General features: G+C 62.9%; 16 protein-coding genes. 9 read left to right on the top strand and 7 right to left on the bottom strand.

Annotated elements, in window-relative coordinates; translation table 11 throughout:
- Nucleotides 1-192 precede the first annotated feature (192 nt).
- Entirely contained in the window at nt 193-3,105 is a 2,913-nt protein-coding gene (locus VM99_06610) for a hypothetical protein (GenBank protein ID AKJ97746.1), read from the bottom strand.
- A gap of 229 nt (nt 3,106-3,334) precedes the next feature.
- Between VM99_06610 and VM99_06615 the strand changes: the two genes are divergently transcribed.
- The 3 genes from VM99_06615 to VM99_06625 are packed head-to-tail and all read left to right on the top strand — an operon-like array spanning nt 3,335 to nt 7,033.
- Nucleotides 3,335-5,143, top strand: coding sequence for an ATPase (locus VM99_06615; GenBank protein ID AKK01706.1), 1,809 nt, complete (start codon nt 3,335-3,337; stop codon nt 5,141-5,143).
- Nucleotides 5,140-6,531 carry a Fis family transcriptional regulator gene (locus VM99_06620; GenBank protein AKJ97747.1) on the top strand — a complete coding sequence of 464 codons (1,392 nt, stop codon included), beginning with the start codon at nt 5,140-5,142 and terminating at the stop codon, nt 6,529-6,531. Before VM99_06615 ends, VM99_06620 begins: the two co-directional genes overlap by 4 nt.
- Nucleotides 6,532-6,577: 46 nt before the next feature.
- Nucleotides 6,578-7,033, top strand: a complete 456-nt coding sequence (locus tag VM99_06625; GenBank protein ID AKJ97748.1) for a thioesterase — start codon at nt 6,578-6,580, stop codon at nt 7,031-7,033.
- A 126-nt stretch (nt 7,034-7,159) separates the two neighbouring features.
- Here the strand turns inward: VM99_06625 and VM99_06630 are convergent, their stop codons facing one another.
- Nucleotides 7,160-7,987, bottom strand: a complete 828-nt coding sequence (locus VM99_06630; GenBank protein AKJ97749.1) for an adenosine-3'(2'),5'-bisphosphate nucleotidase — start codon at nt 7,985-7,987, stop codon at nt 7,160-7,162.
- Nucleotides 7,984-8,550 carry an ADP-ribose diphosphatase gene (locus VM99_06635; GenBank protein ID AKJ97750.1) on the bottom strand — a complete coding sequence of 189 codons (567 nt, stop codon included), beginning with the start codon at nt 8,548-8,550 and terminating at the stop codon, nt 7,984-7,986. The genes VM99_06630 and VM99_06635 overlap by 4 nt, the downstream gene beginning before the upstream one ends.
- Nucleotides 8,551-8,638: 88 nt before the next feature.
- Between VM99_06635 and VM99_06640 the strand changes: the two genes are divergently transcribed.
- On the top strand, nt 8,639-9,301 hold the full coding sequence (locus VM99_06640; GenBank protein AKJ97751.1) for a haloacid dehalogenase: 663 nt from the start codon (nt 8,639-8,641) through the stop codon (nt 9,299-9,301).
- Nucleotides 9,302-9,427: 126 nt separating this feature from the next.
- Here VM99_06640 and VM99_06645 read toward each other — a convergent pair whose 3' ends face one another.
- Entirely contained in the window at nt 9,428-9,868 is a 441-nt protein-coding gene (locus VM99_06645) for a peptidoglycan-binding protein LysM (GenBank protein AKJ97752.1), read from the bottom strand.
- 133 nt (nt 9,869-10,001) lie between these two features.
- Between VM99_06645 and VM99_06650 the strand changes: the two genes are divergently transcribed.
- The 4 genes from VM99_06650 to VM99_06665 all read left to right on the top strand — a co-directional run bounded on the left by VM99_06650 (nt 10,002) and on the right by VM99_06665 (nt 14,887).
- Complete coding sequence (locus VM99_06650; GenBank protein AKJ97753.1) at nt 10,002-10,889, top strand: LysR family transcriptional regulator; 888 nt, start codon at nt 10,002-10,004, stop codon at nt 10,887-10,889.
- A 92-nt stretch (nt 10,890-10,981) separates the two neighbouring features.
- Nucleotides 10,982-11,821: an iron ABC transporter substrate-binding protein gene (locus VM99_06655; protein AKJ97754.1), complete on the top strand. Its 840-nt coding sequence runs from the start codon at nt 10,982-10,984 to the stop codon at nt 11,819-11,821.
- Entirely contained in the window at nt 11,818-14,166 is a 2,349-nt protein-coding gene (locus tag VM99_06660) for a CbbBc protein (protein ID AKJ97755.1), read from the top strand. Before VM99_06655 ends, VM99_06660 begins: the two co-directional genes overlap by 4 nt.
- A gap of 244 nt (nt 14,167-14,410) precedes the next feature.
- Entirely contained in the window at nt 14,411-14,887 is a 477-nt protein-coding gene (locus tag VM99_06665) for a surface antigen (GenBank protein AKJ97756.1), read from the top strand.
- A gap of 80 nt (nt 14,888-14,967) precedes the next feature.
- On the opposite strand, the gene VM99_06670 is transcribed toward VM99_06665, so the two are convergent.
- From VM99_06670 to VM99_06680, 3 genes are all read right to left on the bottom strand, one after another.
- Nucleotides 14,968-15,387, bottom strand: a complete 420-nt coding sequence (locus VM99_06670) for a thioesterase (protein ID AKJ97757.1) — start codon at nt 15,385-15,387, stop codon at nt 14,968-14,970.
- Nucleotides 15,388-15,431: 44 nt separating this feature from the next.
- A complete protein-coding gene (locus VM99_06675) occupies nt 15,432-16,658 on the bottom strand; it encodes a 3-hydroxyacyl-CoA dehydrogenase (GenBank protein ID AKJ97758.1) in 1,227 nt (408 codons plus the stop codon).
- 459 nt (nt 16,659-17,117) lie between these two features.
- Nucleotides 17,118-17,354: a hypothetical protein gene (locus VM99_06680; protein ID AKK01707.1), complete on the bottom strand. Its 237-nt coding sequence runs from the start codon at nt 17,352-17,354 to the stop codon at nt 17,118-17,120.
- A 151-nt stretch (nt 17,355-17,505) separates the two neighbouring features.
- Here VM99_06680 and VM99_06685 point away from each other — a divergent pair, with 151 nt between their 5' ends.
- Nucleotides 17,506-17,685: a hypothetical protein gene (locus VM99_06685; GenBank protein ID AKJ97759.1), complete on the top strand. Its 180-nt coding sequence runs from the start codon at nt 17,506-17,508 to the stop codon at nt 17,683-17,685.
- Nucleotides 17,686-17,698 lie beyond the last annotated feature (13 nt).

Consider the following 17,698-nt stretch of genomic DNA (forward strand, 5'->3'; position numbering starts at 1 on the left):
GGGCAATGGGGGACTTTATAGACGATAAAAATCGGCTTTAAAAGCGTAAGCCATCTAAAATATCAAAATAAACGCAACTCAATGTCGACAAAAATCGATAAATAACTGAAAACCCCATGGGAGCGAGCCAGCTCGCAAAAGCGCTGCCTTCGCGAGCGGGCTCGCGCCCACAAGGGTTACCGGCGTACTCGCCTAGAGCCCTTCATCCAGCACCTTCTCCAGCATGTCGACGAAGAAATCCACGCTCTGACGGGTGGTCACCATGGGCGGCTTGATCTTGAGGATATTCAAGTAGTCGCCGGTCGGTTGCATGAAGATTCCCAACTCGCGCAGGCGGTTGCACAGCGCCGTGGTTTCTTCGGTGGCCGGTTCCAGGGTGGCGCGGTTGCGGATCAGTTCCACGCCCAGGTAGAACCCCGAGCCATGCACCGCGCCGACCAACGGATAGCGCTCGATCAAGGCTTCGAGGCGCGCCTTGAAATGCCCGCCGACCACCCGTGCGTTTTCCCAGAGGTCTTCCTCTTCCATCACGTCCAGGACGGCCATGCCGATGCGGCAACTGACCGGGCTGCCGCCGGCGGATGAGAAGAAATAACCCTCGGCCTCCAACGCCTCGGCGATTTCCCGGCGGGTGATAACCGCGCCCAGCGGCTGGCCGTTCCCCATGCCCTTGGCCATGGTGATGATGTCGGGCACCACGCCCTGCTCTTCGAAGCCCCAGAAAAACTCGCCCATGCGCCCGTAGCCGACCTGCACCTCGTCAGCGATGCACACCCCGCCGCGCTCGCGCACCAACTCGTAGACGCGCTTCAGGTAGCCGGGCGGAAGGGCAATGCCGCCGGCGTTCCCGTAGACCGGCTCACAGATGAAACCGGCCAATTGGCGCCGGCTTTCGGCGATTTTCGCCAGGTTGTGCTCGACGCTGCGTACGTAGTCCGGCGCACTGTCAGGGCCCCGGAACTCACCGCGATAGGTGTTCGGCGCGGTGACCGGGTGCACCCAGTCCGGGCGGCTGCTCAAGGCCTGGGGGTTGTCGGCGATGGACGTCGACACCGCATCGGCCGCCACCGACCAGCCGTGATAGGCCTCCAGCACGCTGAGCATGTCGCGCCCGCCGCTGTAGGCCCAAGCCAGGCGGATCGCCAGGTCATTGGCCTCGGTACCGCTGTTGACCAGGAACACCCGGTCCATGTTCGAGGGCGCCAACGCCAGCAGGCGCTCGGAAAACTCGGCAATCGCCGCATAGTGAAAGCGCGAGTTGGTGTTGAGCAGCGACCACTGCCGCGCGGCCACCGCCGCCATGCGTGGGTGACCATGCCCCAGCACCGCGACGTTGTTGAGCATGTCGAGGTAGGAACGCCCCTGCATGTCGATCAAGTGGTTGCGCCAGCCGCGCTCGATGCGCGGTGGGTCGACGTAATAATGCTTTTGCGAACGGGCGAAGCTGGCGTCCCGGCGAGCCAGCAGTGCTTCGGGATCGATCTCCGGCTCGGCATCGCAAGCCAGCCCCAGCAGCGCCGCCGGCGAAGGACACAGCGCCTGCCAGGCCGCCGCCCTGGAGGGCGTGCAGAACAGCGGTGGATTCAACCCGGCGCCCCGGCACAACTGCACCCGCAACGGTCCGCTCACCTCGCCCAGCACCTGGCCCTTGACCAGCGCCGCGCCGGCATGCAGCGGCGAGGTCACGCCCCACAGCCGCAGGCTCAACGATGCACCGTCCAATTGCAGGAGGCCGTCGGCGCCGAGGTGCACGACCCCGGCGAACGGTGATTCGAGCGACGAGCCCTGCGGGACATTCAGCTCCACGTGCAACGGATACGTATCCGGCTCGACGGCGCTGTCGGGCCGCGTGCGGGACAACCGATACTGGCCGTAGCGGCTGGCAGCCAGCCCATGAACAGCGGCAGCCTCACTCAACAGGCGCTGGTCGATGCCCGGTTGCTCCCAGTTGCCCGCCTCGAAATGCGGGCTCAGCACGCCTAGGTCGATCAGCGCGAATTCACGCCCGACCAGCGTCGGCAGCAACGGCGCAAAGCCTTCGCTGGCGATGGGCGCCAGGTTGTGGCCAACGGCGCTGAGAATCGCCGCCTCCATCAGGTCGAGGGGCACCGAGTGGGCGACGCGGAAAATTTCCCACTCATGGGCCAGGTTGTCGCGGCTGTATTGGTTACCCGGATCGATGGCGACCTGCTGTTCACCGCTGAGCACCAGGACGGCTGCTCGCGAGACGATCAACGGCCACAGCGCCAACAGTTCTTCGCGCTGCAACGGGTTGACCGCGTGATAAGCCTGGATCGCCGGCAGGATGAAAAACGGATCGCCATCGGCGTGGTGCAGCAGGGCCGCACAGGTCACCGACAGGTCCGTGATGCGCCAGGTGCGGACCAGGTCGCCAAAGTCGATGACGCCCTGCAATTGCCACTGGCGCTGGGCATCCCGCTGCCAGACCACGTTGTCATCGGTAATGTCCATGTGGATCGCCTGCACCGGCAGGCTGGCCTTGAGCGGTTGCAAGCGACGCTCGGCCTGTTGCGCGATGTCGGCAATCAGGCTGCGCTGCGCGTCATCCTGGATCACCGGCAACAGATGCTCGATCAGCGTGTGGGCGTGGCGGGCGTCCCATTGCAGGGTGCGCTCCAGGCCGGCATGCTCGAACGTGGCCAGGGCCTGGTCGATCTGTGCACACAAACGCCCCAGCCCTTTCACCAGGCCAGGCTCCAGGTGCCTGAACTGCGTCAGTGGCTGGCCGTCGATGTATTCCAGCAACCGGACATGTACCCCTTGCCCCTCGACGTCGAGCGTCAGGAGGTCCTGGCCATTGTTGGCGGCAATCACCCGCGGCACTTTCACCGCGCCGTGGTCAGCCAGATGCCTGAGCGCCGCGTGTTGGGCCTCAAGCTCCCGCACCGCGTAGTCACCGTGGCAGATCTTCAGCACGAACCGCCCGTGCCCGGTGTCGACGCGGTAATTGAGGTCTTGCTGGCTGCCAAGGGGTCGCAGGTCACCGCTGAGTCCATAATTTGCGCGCAACAGCACCGACACTTGTGCGGCGCTGATCTGTGGGCTTGGCAAACTGGCACGGTGAACCAACGTAGCGAGCGGCATACAACAACCCCTTAGGTGGTTTTATCGGATGCCTATCACGCCACTGAGTCGGGGGATAAGCAACCCCTATCGCATTTGAAGCGACGGCGCTCCCAGGCCCCGAGAGCCCCTCACGACTGGCGCCCGCTCCAGGCGAATGTCCGGGGGAGCGCGACGTAGCGCGTTGCAACAGTGTCTTGCTGGACAACCGTAGGCATAATGCGCTTGTCCCCACAGGCGCCTGATGCTCATGAACTCCACCCTTCCCCGCAGACCCCGTTGGCGCAGCCTGGCCTTGCTTGCGCTGTGCCTGGCGCCGTTGTTGTGGCCGCTGGAGCATCTGGCCGAGCGTTATTACCGCAGCGAACTGGCCGGGCAGAACCGCCAGACCCTGGACCTCTACGTCGCCAACCTGCTGGGCACCCTGCACCGCTACGAGGTACTGCCGCAGATCCTCGCCGACCTGCCGGCGTTGCGCGCCGCGCTGTCGGCCCCGGACGACGGGGTCACCCAAGGCAATGCCAACCGGCTGCTGAAAAACATCAGCACCCAGACCGGCGCCGAAGTCATGTACCTGATGGACGCCAACGGCAAGACCCTGGCGGCTTCGAACTGGGATAAGCACGACAGCTTCGTCGGCCGCAACTTCGCGTTCCGCCCGTACTACATCGAGGCCATGGCCGGACGCCTGGGGCGCTTCTTCGGCCTGGGCACCACCTCGGCCAAGCGCGGTTACTTCTTCGCTGCCGCGGTGCGCGATCGCGAAAAAGTCATTGGCGTGCTAGTGGTCAAGGTCGACCTGGACCACACCGAAAGCCTGTGGGGCAAAACCCCGGAACAACTCTTGGTTACCGATCACAACGGCGTGGTCATTCTCACGTCGCGGCAAGACTGGCGCTTTCGCGCGACGCGTCCCTTGAGCGAGGACGAACGCAAGGCCATCAGCGCCGTGCAGCCCTATCCGACCCGCGATCCCAAGCCACTGAACCTGGATGACAACGCCTGGCTGACCCAGACCCAGTCCATCGAGGAGACGGGCTGGAGCGTGAGCATCCTCGCCCCTCGCACGTTGATCGACCGACCGGTGCGCACCGTGCTCACAATCGGCGGTGCGGCGCTGCTGGTGTTGATGCTGCTGCTTGGGCTGATGATGCAGCGTCGGCGCCATTATCTGGACCGGATCGCCTTCGAAGCCAAGGCGCGTCACCAACTGGAAGGTCGGGTCGCCGAGCGCACCAGCGACCTGGAAGGCCTGAACCGGCGGCTCAAGCAGGAAGTGCTGGAGCGCGAGCAGGCCCAGCAGGAGCTGGTGCGGGCCCAGGATGACCTGGTGCAGGCCGGCAAACTGTCGGCCCTGGGCACCATGTCGGCGAGCATCAGCCACGAACTCAACCAGCCGCTGGCGGCGATCCGCAGCTACGCCGAAAACGCCGAGATCCTGCTCGACCACCAGCGCACCGACGACGCCCGGGGCAACCTCAAGCTGATCAGCGAGCTGACCGGGCGCATGGCCTCGATCATCGCGCACCTGCGCGCCTTCGCCCGCCGCGACCGCCACGCCCCGGAAAGCGTTGCCTTGCAGCCGGCACTGGACGACGCGCTGGCGCTGCTCGCCAAGCGCCGCCGCAGCATGGAGGTGGAGTTGATTCGCGACCTGCCGGCCGCGACGCTCTGGGTCGAGGCCGGGGAAACCCGCTTGCGCCAAGTCCTGGGCAACCTGCTGGCCAATGCCCTCGACGCCCTCACCGAGAAAGGCCCGCCGCGCAAACTTTGGCTCAGTGCACAGGCCACCGAAACCGGCGTCAACCTGTACATCCGCGATAACGGCCCAGGCTTCTGCATGGAAGCCCTGGGCCGCGCCGGCGAACCCTTCTATACCACCAAGACCCGGACCCAGGGCCTTGGCCTGGGGCTGGCAATCTGCGACACCTTGATGCGCGCCTTCGGGGGCGAACTGTCGTTCGCCAACCACAAGGAGGGCGGCGCCTTGATCACCCTGAAGCTGCGCGCCGGCGCGCCCGGAGTGAGCCTGCAACCGTCCGAGGACCGTAGTGTATGACCATCGATAACCGGATTGAGGTGGTGCTGATCGACGACGATCCCCACCTGCGCCAGGCCTTGAGCCAGACCCTCGACCTGGCCGGACTGAAGATTTTGCCCCTGGCCGAAGCCAAGGGCGTGGCCGGGCAATTGCCCCGTGATTGGCCTGGCGTGGTGGTCAGCGATATCCGCATGCCGGGCATGGACGGCCTCGAACTGCTGAGCGAGCTGCACGCCCAGGATCCGGAGCTGCCGGTGCTGCTGATCACCGGCCACGGCGACGTGCCGCTGGCGGTGCAGGCGATGCGTGCCGGGGCCTACGACTTCCTCGAGAAACCCTTCGCCAGCGACCACCTGCTCGACAGCGTGCGCCGTGCCCTGTCCTTGCGTCGGCTGGTACTGGAAAACCGTAGCCTGCGCCTGGCCCTGAGCGATCGGCACGAGCTCAGCGCCCGGCTGGTGGGCCAGTCGACGCCCATATTGCGCCTGCGCGAACAGATCGGCGCATTGGCGGCCACCCGCGCCGACGTGCTGATCCTGGGTGAAACCGGCGCCGGCAAGGAAGTGGTCGCCCGCGCTCTGCACGACCTCTCGGCACGCCGCAACGGCCCCTTCGTGGCGATCAACGCTGGAGCCCTGGCCGAATCGGTGGTGGAGAGCGAATTGTTCGGCCACGAGCCCGGCGCGTTCACCGGCGCGCAGAAGCGCCGCATCGGCAAGTTCGAATTCGCCAACGGTGGCACGCTGTTTCTCGACGAAATCGAAAGCATGAGCCTGGACGTCCAGGTCAAGCTGCTGCGCCTGCTGCAAGAACGCATGGTGGAACGGTTGGGGGGCAATCAGCAGATCCCGCTGGATATCCGTGTCATCGCTGCCACCAAGGAAGACCTGCGTCAGGCCGCTGACCAGGGACGTTTTCGCGCCGACCTGTACTACCGCTTGAACGTCGCGCCGCTGCGCATTCCACCGCTGCGCGAGCGGGGCGAAGATGCCCTGGTGCTGTTCCAGCACTTTGCCAACGAGGCCAGCGCCCGTCACGGCCTGCCGCCCCACGAATTGCAGCCGGCGCAGCGGGCGCTGCTGCTGCGTCACAGTTGGCCAGGCAACGTGCGCGAACTGCAGAACGCCGCCGAACGCTTTGCCCTGGGCCTGGAACTGGCCCTGGACAACAGCGCGCCGGACGGCAGCCCCGGTGAACCGGTCGCGATGGTCAGTGGCGGCTTGAGCGAACAGGTGGAAAACTTCGAGAAAACCCTGATCGCCGCCGAGCTGGCGCGTCCCCACAGCTCGGTCCGCAGCCTCGCCGAAGCCCTGGGCATCCCGCGCAAGACCTTGCACGACAAGCTGCGCAAGCACGGGTTGAGCTTCGGTGACACTAGCCACGGCGCCGCCGACGAAGCCGATTGAGACATCGGCGTTACCGCCACCTTCCTGTCCCGCCAGAGGCCCCTCGATGAACCGCGACACGCGTTACCTGGAATCGATCCTGCACCACGACATCCCGCTGACACGGGACATGGGCCTGGAGGTCGTCGATTGGCAGGCCCGGCAACTGCGGTTGTTCCTGCCGCTGGACGCCAACGTCAATCACAAGAGCACCATGTTCGGCGGCAGCCTGTATTGCGGCGCGGTGCTCGGCGGCTGGGGCTGGCTGCACCTGGCCCTGCGCGAGGAAGGCATCGAGGACGGGCATATCGTGATCCAGGAAGGGCAAATCAGCTATCCGCTGCCGGTCACCGGCGATGCGAGCGTGATTTGCGACGCGCCGCAGGAAAAAACCTGGAAACGCTTCCTCGCCACCTACCGCCGCTATGGCCGGGCGCGCATCGCCTTGCAGACGCGGGTGCTGAACACCGCGAGCAAGGACCCGGCGGTGCAGTTCGAGGGGCAGTACGTGTTGCATCGCTGACTTTGGCACCCTGCAACTCTGTGGTGAGGGGATTTATCCCCGTTGGGGCGCGAAGCGGCCCTGCTTTTTGGGACTGCTGCGCAGTCCAACGGGGATAAATCCCCTCGCCACAAAGAATGGAAGCGGCTAGGAACGCGCCAACTCCAGCAGTGTCGCCCGCCAGGCCGCCTTCGCCGGCAACGCCAGGAACGACGCATTGAGCAGCGACTCTCGCGGTGGGTAGCAAAACGGCTCGCCACTCAAGTCCAGCACCTCGCCACCGGCCCCTTCTAGTACACCCTGGGCGGCGGCGGTGTCCCATTGAGAGGTCGGCGCCAGGCGTGGATAGCAATCCGCCGCGCCTTCGGCCACCAGGCAGAACTTCAACGAACTGCCGATGCTGGTCAATTGCAACTCACCCAGGCTGGCACTCAGGCCTTGCAACAGGCGCTCCTGCTCCGGACTGCTATGGCGACGACTGGCGACCACGGTAAAGGCCTCGCCCGGCGCCAGCGAGTTGCGCACCGCGACAGGCACGGGGTCATCGCCCTTGTCGCCGCGCCAGGCCCCGAGGCCCGCGCCACCTGCGTAGTAGCGGCCAGTGGTGGGCATCGACACCACGCCAAACACCACACGCCCTTGTTCAATCAGGGCGATGTTGACGGTGAACTCCTCGCTGCCGGAAATGAATTCCTTGGTGCCATCCAGCGGGTCCACCAGCCACCAGCGCTGCCAACCGGCGCGCACGTCCTGGGCGATATTGGCGTCCTCCTCGGACAGGATCGCAATGTCCGGGGCCAACGCCGCCAGCCCGGCGACGATCACATCGTGGGCAGCCATGTCGGCGGCGGTCACCGGCGACTCGTCGGCCTTCTGGGTGACTTGCACGTCAGCGCGCCAGAACGGCAGGATCGCCTCGCCGGCCTTGAGCGCCAGCGCCACCACGGGGGCCATCAGGGGATGAGGGAAATTCATGAAAAAAAGGCTCCGCGTTGGGTCAGCAGGTCACGGGCCAGGTACAGCGCCGCCAGGGCACGCCCCTCGGTGAATTGCGGGTTTTGCGCCAGGGCCGAGAGTTCATGCAGGTTGACCTTGTCCACGCGCATCGGCTCGGGCTCATCGCCCTCCAGCCGTTCTTCGTACAGGTCGGTCGCCAACACCACCTGGATCTTCTGGCTCATGTAGCCCGGCGACAGCGACAGTTCGGTCAGGTGTTCCAACTGACGCGCGCCGAAGCCAGCCTCTTCCTTGAGCTCGCGCTCGGCCGCCGCCAGCACGTCCTCACCCGGCTCGATCAAGCCCTTGGGCAGGGACAGCTCATAGGCATCGGTGCCACCGCAATACTCTTCCACCAGCACCGCGTGGTCGGCGTCGAGCATCGCCACGATCATCACCGCGCCGTAACCCGCACCCTTGCTCGCCAGGCGTTCGTAGGCGCGCTCCACGCCGTTGGAAAAACGCAGCTTCAGCTCTTCCACGCAGAACAGACGGCTGGTGGCGACGATGCGGCGATCGAGTATGGTGGGTTTCTGGCGCATATACGGCTCCCTGGGCGATAGCGGGCTACTATACCCGGCCTATTCTGATTGTTTGTGTCGGATATCCGATTACCGCTGGAGAAGTTTTATGGCCTTGCTGCCCTGGCACGAGATCGACACGGTGCTGCTGGACATGGACGGCACCTTGCTGGACCTGCATTACGACAACCATTTCTGGATGGAACACCTGCCCCAGCGCTACGCCGAACTGCACGGCGTGAGCCGGGCGATGGCCGAGATGGAGCTGCAACCGCTGTTCGAGCGCAACGCTGGCCAGTTGCAGTGGTATTGCCTGGATTTCTGGAGCACCGAGCTGAAATTGCCGGTGCGCGAATTGAAACTGGAAACCGCTCACCTGATAGCCTTGCGTCCGGACGCCGATACCTTCCTGGCGGCCATCAAGCAGGCGGGCAAGCGGGTGGTGATGATCACCAATGCCCACCGCGATTCGCTGTCCCTGAAGCTGGAACGCATCGAGTTGGCGCCCTACTTCGAGCGCCTGATCAGCTCACATGACTACGGCTTCCCCAAGGAAAACCGGCAATTCTGGGACGCCTTGCAAGCCGACCTCAACTTCGACCCGGCCCGCAGCCTGTTCATCGACGACACCTTGCCGGTGCTGCGAAGCGCCCGGGATTTCGGCGTGGCGCACCTGCTGGCCGTCAGCGAACCGGACAGCCGCAAAGGGCCGAAGGACACGGGTGAATTCGCGGCGTTGGTGGATTACCGAACGCTCATCGAAGGGCTCTGACGCGATCAATGTGGCGAGGGCGCTTGCTCCCGCTGGACCGGGCTGGCGCTCCAGTGCGCAGCGCTCTCCAAAAATGCGACTGCTACGCAGCCGAGCGGGAACAAGCGCCCTCGCCACAGGTATCGGTTACTCAGGAATACGCAACACCTGCCCCGGATAGATCTTGTCCGGGTGCGACAGCAGCGGTTTGTTGGCTTCGAAGATCTTGTTGTACTTGTTCGCATCCCCGTACTCGGCCTTGGCGATCGCACTGAGGGTGTCACCTTTTTTCACCGTGACGAAACGTGCCGCCTGGGCCACCGGACCGGTGACGGTGATCTGGTCGTCGACACTGCCGACACCGGCGATATTGCCCACCGCCAACAGGATTTTTTCCTTCTCTTCCTGGCTTGCCACTTCACCGGTGACGGTGACGGTATCGCCTTCGATGGTGGCATGCACATTCGGATTACCGAGACCGACCTTGTTGATGTGTTCTTTCAACTGCTCGCTCGCATCAGCATTGCCAGGCGTCAGCAGGTCGATCAGCTTTTCACCTGCTTCCTTCACAAAGCTAAAAAGACTCATGGCACACGCTCCTTGATTAGGTATCCAGACGCCAAAGACTAGACCAAGCCAGGCGAACCCGACGCCAAGCCGACCAATGACCCCGTCACGCACAAGCGCTAGAATCCGAATCTTCCCGCGCGCTGGAGCGAAGATGGACATCAAGCAGCTGAAATTTCTCATCGCCCTGGATGAAACCCGTCATTTCGGCCAAGCCGCCGCCCGCTGCCACATCACCCAGCCCACCCTGTCGATGCGCCTGCGCAGCCTCGAGGAAGAACTCGGCCTGCCACTGGTCAACCGCGGCCAGCGCTTCGAAGGCTTCACTGCCCCGGGAGAGCGGGTGCTGGCCTGGGCACGCACGGTGCTGGCCGCCCATGACGGCCTGCTGGCGGAGGCGGCGGCCTGTCGCGGCAACCTGGCGGGTACGCTGCGCCTGGGCGTGGTGCCGTTGTCGGACTTCGACCCGCTGTCGATGATGCAGCGCCTGCACGACGAGCACCCCAACCTGCGTTTCGAATTGTCGTCCCTGAGCTCCGAACAGATTCTCGAACAACTGGCGAACAACCGCATCGACCTGGGCATTTCCTACCTGGAACGCCTGGACAACGAACGCTTCGAGGCCTTGCCCTTCAGCCAGACCCGCATGGGCCTGCTGTATGACCAGCGGTATTTCTTCTTCGGCGAACAGGCGCTGAGCTGGCAAGCGTTGATTGAACTGCCGTTGGGCATGCTCACCAGCGGCATGCATTTTCGCCAGTCCATCGACTACCACTTCCACAGCCGGGGCCTCACGCCGCAACCGCTGCTGCAAACCGACGCCGTGCATCAATTGTTGCAAGCGGTGCACGGCGGGCTGTGCTGCGCGGTAATGCCGCTGGACAGCGGCCTGGACGTCCTCACCGAAGACTTGCGCATCCAACCCATCGACAGCGCGCACACCCTGGTGCCGCTGGGGATGATCATGCGGCGTGGCGCCCCCCGCTCGGCGCTGGCGGAAGCCTGTTTCGCGCTCTATCAGAAATCAGCGACAGCTTCTTGATCGACGTCATCTATTGATAGATCAGTAATAGCGATTAGACGTGGCAGATTGCCGCATTTAGTCTTGTCACTATTCCACACATCGGTGATGTCATGAAAACCAAGCCTCCGGCCTGCCCGGTGCCCGCGGTGCAAGCACCCGTGCCCACCGCGAGCCAGAGCTATCAATACGTCAACCTGGACCACTCCCAAGCCGACAGCGCCGCGCTGGCCGAGGAAGTGGCGTTGGCGATCGCCTACAACGGCATCAGCCAGGCCGTGATGCTGGTCACCCCCACCGACCTGGAAGACTTCATCGTCGGTTTCAGCCTGGGCAGCGGCATCATCGAAGACGCATCCGACATCTACGACCTGCAACTGAGCGGCAGTGGTTCGGCCCAGTCTGCCCAGGTGACCATCGCCAACCGCGCGTTCTGGAACCTCAAGCAGCAACGCCGGCAGTTGGCGGGCACCAGCGGCTGCGGATTATGCGGCGTGGAAGCGCTGGAACAGGCGCTGCCGAACCTCAAGGTCTTGCCCGGTGCCGCGTTGCCGCCCGCGCCATGGCTCGAAGGCCTGCGTCAGCGCATCGGCCAGTTCCAGCCACTGGGCCAATACTGCGGTGCGGTTCACGCCGCGCTGTTCATGAACGCCCAGGGCGAACTGTTGCTGGGCCGCGAAGACATTGGCCGGCACAACGCCCTCGACAAGCTGATCGGTGCATTGGTCCGGCAACGGATCCAGGTCACCGGTGGCGTGGCGATCGTCACCAGCCGTTGCAGCCTCGAACTGATCCAGAAAGTGCTGCGGGCCGGCATCCAGACCCTGGTCAGCCTGTCGTCGCCCACCGGCCTTGCCGTGCAATGGGCCCGTCAACACAACCTCAACCTTATCCACCTGCCGCAAAAAAGTGCGCCGCGGGTCTACAGCCCTGCGATGGAGAATCACGCGTGAGCAATCATCAACAAGCCGACCAGAAACCCGTTCCGCGCTACAAGCCCTACAAGGGCCCGGCCGGTGGTTGGGGCGCGCTGATCAGCGTCGCCCAAGCCTGGTTGACCAGCGATAACGCGCTGAAAAATATCCGCATGATGCTCAAGACCAACCAGAACGGTGGTTTCGACTGCCCGGGCTGCGCATGGGGTGACTCGCCGGAAAGCGGCATGGTCAAGTTTTGCGAGAACGGTGCCAAGGCGGTGAACTGGGAAGCCACCAAGCGCCGCGTCGATGCGGCCTTCTTCGCCAAGCACAGCGTGACCTCGCTGTTGGAGCAAAGTGACTACTGGCTCGAATACCAGGGCCGCCTGACCGAGCCGATGCGCTACGACGCCGAGACCGATCGCTACACGCCCATCGGCTGGGAAGCGGCGTTCGCCCTGATCGGCAAGCACCTGCAAGGGCTTTCCAACCCGAACCAGGCCGAGTTCTACACTTCGGGCCGGGCCAGCAACGAAGCGGCCTACCTGTATCAATTGTTCGTCCGCGCCTACGGCACCAACAACTTCCCCGACTGCTCGAACATGTGCCACGAAGCCAGCGGCGTGGCGCTGTCCCAGAGCGTAGGCGTGGGCAAGGGCACGGTGACCTTCGACGACTTCGAGCACGCCGACGCCATTTTCGTCTGGGGCCAGAACCCCGGCACCAACCACCCACGGATGCTCGAACCGCTGCGCGAAGCCGTGAAGCGCGGCGCCCAGGTGGTGTGCATCAACCCGCTCAAGGAGCGCGGCCTGGAGCGTTTCCAGCATCCGCAGCACCCGTTCGAAATGCTCACCAACGGCGACAAACCGACCAACACCGCCTATTTCCGCCCGGCGTTGGGTGGCGACATGGCGATCCTGCGCGGCATGGCGAAGTTCCTGCTGCAATGGGAGCGTGACGCCCAGAAAGCCGGCGCTCCAGCGGTGTTCGACCACGCGTTCCTCAATGAACACAGCGTCAACGTGCTGGATTACCTGGCCGTGGTCGACGACACGCCGTGGGAACAGATCGTCGAGCAATCGGGCCTGTCCCTGGTGGAAATCGAGCAAGCGGCGCGCATGTACGCCAAGAGCAAGAACGTGATCATGTGCTGGGCGATGGGGATCACCCAGCATCGCCATTCGGTAGCGACCATCCAGGAAATCGCCAACCTGATGATGCTGCGCGGCAACATCGGCCGGCCAGGCGCTGGCCTGTGCCCGGTACGCGGCCACAGCAACGTCCAGGGCGACCGCACCATGGGCATCAACGAACGCCCGCCGACGGCCTTCCTCGACGCGCTGGAGCGGCGCTTCCAGTTCAAGGTACCGCGCGAATATGGCCACAACGTGGTCGAGGCGATCCATGCCATGGCCAACGGCGAGGCGAAAGTCTTCATCGCCCTGGGCGGCAACTTTGCCCAGGCCACGCCAGACAGCCGTCGGACCTTCGAGGCCCTGGCCAACTGCGACCTGACCGTGCAGATCAGCACCAAGCTCAACCGCAGCCACCTGGCCCACGGGAAAGAAGCGCTGATCCTGCCGTGCCTGGGCCGCACCGACATCGACCTGCAAACCGAAGGCGCGCAAGCAGTCACCGTCGAAGACTCCTTCAGCATGGTCCACGCCTCCAAGGGCCAGTTGCAGCCATTGTCCAACCAGATGCGCTCCGAACCCTGGATCATCGCCGGCATCGCCGCCGCCACGCTGGGCAGCCGTCCGGTGGACTGGAACTGGCTGGCGGCCGACTACAACCGCATTCGCGAGCTGATCGCCGACACGGTGCCGGGCTTCAAGGACTTCAACGAAAAGCTGCAGAACCCCGGTGGTTTCTACCTGGGTAACAGCGCCGGCGCGCGTCGCTGGAACACTGCCTCGGGCCGGGCCAATTTCAAACCCAACCTGCTGCCGGCCGACCTGGTGCATGAACGCACTCGCTCCACCGGCCAACAGCCCGACCTGATCATGCAATCGATGCGCTCCCACGATCAGTACAACACCACCATCTACGGCCTCGACGACCGTTATCGTGGCGTGAAGGGCCAGCGGGACGTGTTGTTCGTCAACGAGGCGGACATCATTCGCCTGGGCTTCAAGCCAGGGCAGAAGGCCGATATCGTCTCGCTCTGGGATGATGGCCGCGAGCGTCGGGTCAAAGGCTTCACCCTGCTCGCGTTCGACATTCCCGCCGGGCAGGCCGCGGCCTATTACCCGGAAGTGAACCCCCTGGTGCCGCTGGAAAGCACCGGTGACGAAAGCCACACGCCGACGTCGAAGTTCGTGGCGATCCGCCTGGAAGCGGCGAGCGAGAATGGCCTGATCCTGGCCAAGTCGGCCTGATCAAACCGGTGGCGAGGACGCCTGCGACCTCGCCACGGGAATTTTCCAGCGCCCACGAAAAAGGCCGTTTTCCTAAGAAAACGGCCTGTCTGAAGTAGCTAAAGACCGGCCAAAACACCTTAAGTTCCGCCCTAAAAACAATAACTTAGAGAATTGTGCACAAGTCGTGCTACTCGTCGGATTTCGATTGTCACCAAGCGAAGCCAGCCTCAGGATCGCGCCGTCATCCCTTTGAGGCTCCTCTATGAAGTTCTCCTCCATTCTCTTGTTGTCCCTTGGCCTGGTCAGTGGCATCGCTTCTGCTGGCGGTACTGCCGAAGCAGGCGTTGGCGGCGCATTGGGCGGGGTTTTGGGTTCGGTCGTCGGCCAGTCCCTGGGCGGCAACACCGGCTCCACTATCGGCGCAGCCCTGGGCGGCGCGGGTGGTAGTGCAGTTGGCGCAGACAAACACAGCCGTGGCGAAGCAGCCATCGGCGGCGCACTGGGCGCAGCCGGCGGTAACGTGGTTGGTCGCAGTGTCGGCGGCAGCACCGGCAGCCTGATCGGCGCGGCAGCGGGCGGTGGCGCCGGCGGCGCGCTGGGTAACTACATGGGCAAGGACGACGACGATGATCGTCGCTATGAAGGGCGCCGTGGCGATCGCCGCTACTACCGTGACGGTCACCCCGGCCGCGGCCATGCCTACGGGCATCGCAAGCATCGCCACCACTACCGCGACTGATCGCTGATTGCTACAGCGATAAAAATCGCAGCCTGCGCAGCGCTCCCCCAGCGCCTGATCGCACGCTGCGATTTTTCGTTTCAGACCAGCAGTCGCTCCATCGCCCCGCGTAACCGGTCTGGAATGGCCACGGGGCGATTCGACACCCGGTCCACGAACACGTGGACAAAGCGCCCCGCCGCACAGGCCTCCTCCTCGCCCACCTTGAAGACCGCCAATTCATACTGCACTGAACTGCTGCCCAGCTTGCCTACCCGCAAGCCGATTTCGATCCGGTCTGGAAAGGCGATCGACGCAAAGTAATCGCAGGCCGAACTCACCACGAACCCCACCACGTCCCCTTCATGGATATCCAGGCCGCCCACTTCGATCAGGTAGGTGTTCACCGCCGTGTCGAAGAAGCTGTAGTAGGTGACGTTGTTGACGTGACCGTACACATCATTGTCGTGCCAGCGCGTGGTGATGGCTTGCAGATGCGGGTATTCGCTACGTTGCGGCATCAGGTGTCCTTTGCGATTGTCGAAGGGTTCACGGGAGCGGCGGCCTAGCGTTGGGCAAAACCCTTGCCCTGCATGGCCAGTTCGCCGATCAGGCGTGCAGGCTGCCAATGGTCGCCCTGCCTCGTCTCGAGCGCCAGCAGGCGAGCATGAATGTCTTCAAGCCCTTGGCTGTCCGCCCAGGCCATCGGCCCGCCCTTGTCTGCGGGAAAGCCATAGCCGTTGAGGTAAACCAGGTCTATGTCGTGGGCCGACGCGGCAATGCCTTCCTGCAGGATCTTCGCCCCTTCGTTGACCAACGCCAGCAAGCAGCGCTCCAGGATTTCCTCGTGGCTGATCTCGCGACGCTGGAAACCCAGTGCTTCGCTGACCTCCTGCACCAGCGCGTCGACCTCGACATCCTGTTCGGCCTGACGGCTGCCAGGTTCATAGTGATAGTACCCATTGCCGCTTTTCTGGCCGAACCGGCCCAGCTCGCACAAGCGGTTGTCCACTTGCACCTCGGGCGCATCCTGACCTTTGCCCGCCAACTCGCGAGCCCGCCATTCCAGGTCGATGCCAACCACGTCATACATGCGGAACGGGCCCATGGCAAAGCCGAAGCCTTGCAAGGCCGCATCCACTTGATGAGGGAATGCGCCCTCCAGCAGCATCTTGCGAGCCTCCAGCACATAAGGGTGGAGCATCCGGTTACCGATGAAACCGTGGCAATTGCCCGAGACCACGCTGACCTTGCCCATGCGCTTGCCCAACGCCAGCGCCGCCTCCAGCACGGCCTGGGACGTTTGGGCACCGCGAACGACTTCCAGCAGTTTCATGATGTGCGCCGGACTGAAGAAGTGCAGCCCCAGGACTTGGCCGGGGCGGCCGGTGACGGCCGCGATGGCGTCGATGTCCAGCGCCGAGGTGTTGCTTGCCAGGATCGCCTCGGGTTTGAGCAGGCTATCGAGCTCACGGAAGATGCTTTGCTTGAGATCAAGGTTTTCGTACACCGCCTCGATCACCAGGTCCACGTCGCGGATTGCCGTGTAGTCGTCTGCGCGGGTGACCCGCGCGATCCGGGCATCGGCTTCGCCCTGGTCAATACGTCCCTGACGCACACCATGGGCGTAGGTCTCAGCCACCGCGACCAGAGCCTGCTCAAGCATCTGTGGATTGTTGTCGACCCACTGCACCGCCACTCCGGCATTGGCCAGGCACATCACAATGCCCCGCCCCATGGTGCCTGCACCGACCACGGCGGCGCGCTGAATATCGAAGGGTGTCTGGCTCATTTTTGCTCTCTTGTTGGCGATCCAAAGACAGCCTTCACCTTAGTCAGCGTGAGACTTTTTTTGAAATTTATTCGTGTGATGGCGGGCATTCATCAGATGGATACCCTCGCTTTACCATAACCAGAAGATAGTCAACCATACGACGTTAAGTAAAGATCCAATTCCTTGGAGAAGGTTATCCTTCCCAACCGTTTCACTTTCCAACACTTGCTTTGCAGAAAGCTTAAAGTCCGCGCCAACGTGATTTTCGGCAACTCCCCATTGCATCACAGGCATAAGCTGTTCCACCGACAAGTGGATGCATTGCTCAAATACTACACCCTCCTTACCTGGAAAAAACCCAGCACACTGAAATTTTCCCCACTCCCCAACTTCTCTTCCATTTTCATCACCCGCCTAATCTGCTAAAGCTTTTCAGCAGACACTTAATCCCCTAAAAAACATCAACTATGCAGCTTACTAAGCATGACAACTACAACTCATTTGAAAAAGAAGAACAGGATCATAAATACTTTTCCCCAATATCGTTTCTAAGCTTTCAAGCTGATACCTTGTCAAATCATAGCCCTCCCACCCTTGCTGATCAGTAGCCCAGCCCATAATCCCCCTCAGAACCTCGTCATAACCCTCGGGAACCCTCTCTTCAAAAGCGAGCAACCCAGTATTATTGTAAAAAGCTTCAACTGTGTAGAGCATGGCCCGACGCCCCAGGTTTAATGTGAACTTGGTTTGTTTACAGCGTGTGATGCAAGCAAGCTGAACAGAGTTTAATTTATGCTCACCAAACATCCCGATAATCAAATGACACTTGATAGTCGTAGCCAGACAAATCAAGAACGTGTTCAAAATGGGGTTGCAATATTGCGACCCACTCATCAATCACGTTAAAACCGCCTACATTTATATTATCCTCGACCGGAACACCGAGAGCATCCATCACCCAAGGATCATCGCCAAAATCCTTGGTGTACTCACGCCCCTCACCAAGCTCGGTTTCCTTGTCGTACCAATCCAATTTGAGTTTTAAACCCATCATTCCC

The organism is Pseudomonas chlororaphis, from assembly GCA_001023535.1.
Lineage (GTDB): Bacteria > Pseudomonadota > Gammaproteobacteria > Pseudomonadales > Pseudomonadaceae > Aquipseudomonas > Aquipseudomonas chlororaphis_E.

Excerpts from the sequence above, each read along its gene's own strand:
- VM99_06610 (AKJ97746.1), bottom strand. The coding sequence starts at position 3,105 with ATGCCGCTCGCTACGTTGGTTCACCGTGCCAGTTTGCCAAGCCCACAG.
- VM99_06615 (AKK01706.1), top strand. The coding sequence starts at position 3,335 with ATGAACTCCACCCTTCCCCGCAGACCCCGTTGGCGCAGCCTGGCCTTG.
- VM99_06620 (AKJ97747.1), top strand. The coding sequence starts at position 5,140 with ATGACCATCGATAACCGGATTGAGGTGGTGCTGATCGACGACGATCCC.
- VM99_06625 (AKJ97748.1), top strand. The coding sequence starts at position 6,578 with ATGAACCGCGACACGCGTTACCTGGAATCGATCCTGCACCACGACATC.
- VM99_06630 (AKJ97749.1), bottom strand. The coding sequence starts at position 7,987 with ATGAATTTCCCTCATCCCCTGATGGCCCCCGTGGTGGCGCTGGCGCTC.
- VM99_06635 (AKJ97750.1), bottom strand. The coding sequence starts at position 8,550 with ATGCGCCAGAAACCCACCATACTCGATCGCCGCATCGTCGCCACCAGC.
- VM99_06640 (AKJ97751.1), top strand. The coding sequence starts at position 8,639 with ATGGCCTTGCTGCCCTGGCACGAGATCGACACGGTGCTGCTGGACATG.
- VM99_06645 (AKJ97752.1), bottom strand. The coding sequence starts at position 9,868 with ATGAGTCTTTTTAGCTTTGTGAAGGAAGCAGGTGAAAAGCTGATCGAC.
- VM99_06650 (AKJ97753.1), top strand. The coding sequence starts at position 10,002 with ATGGACATCAAGCAGCTGAAATTTCTCATCGCCCTGGATGAAACCCGT.
- VM99_06655 (AKJ97754.1), top strand. The coding sequence starts at position 10,982 with ATGAAAACCAAGCCTCCGGCCTGCCCGGTGCCCGCGGTGCAAGCACCC.
- VM99_06665 (AKJ97756.1), top strand. The coding sequence starts at position 14,411 with ATGAAGTTCTCCTCCATTCTCTTGTTGTCCCTTGGCCTGGTCAGTGGC.
- VM99_06670 (AKJ97757.1), bottom strand. The coding sequence starts at position 15,387 with ATGCCGCAACGTAGCGAATACCCGCATCTGCAAGCCATCACCACGCGC.
- VM99_06675 (AKJ97758.1), bottom strand. The coding sequence starts at position 16,658 with ATGAGCCAGACACCCTTCGATATTCAGCGCGCCGCCGTGGTCGGTGCA.
- VM99_06680 (AKK01707.1), bottom strand. The coding sequence starts at position 17,354 with ATGCTCTACACAGTTGAAGCTTTTTACAATAATACTGGGTTGCTCGCT.
- VM99_06685 (AKJ97759.1), top strand. The coding sequence starts at position 17,506 with ATGGGGTTGCAATATTGCGACCCACTCATCAATCACGTTAAAACCGCC.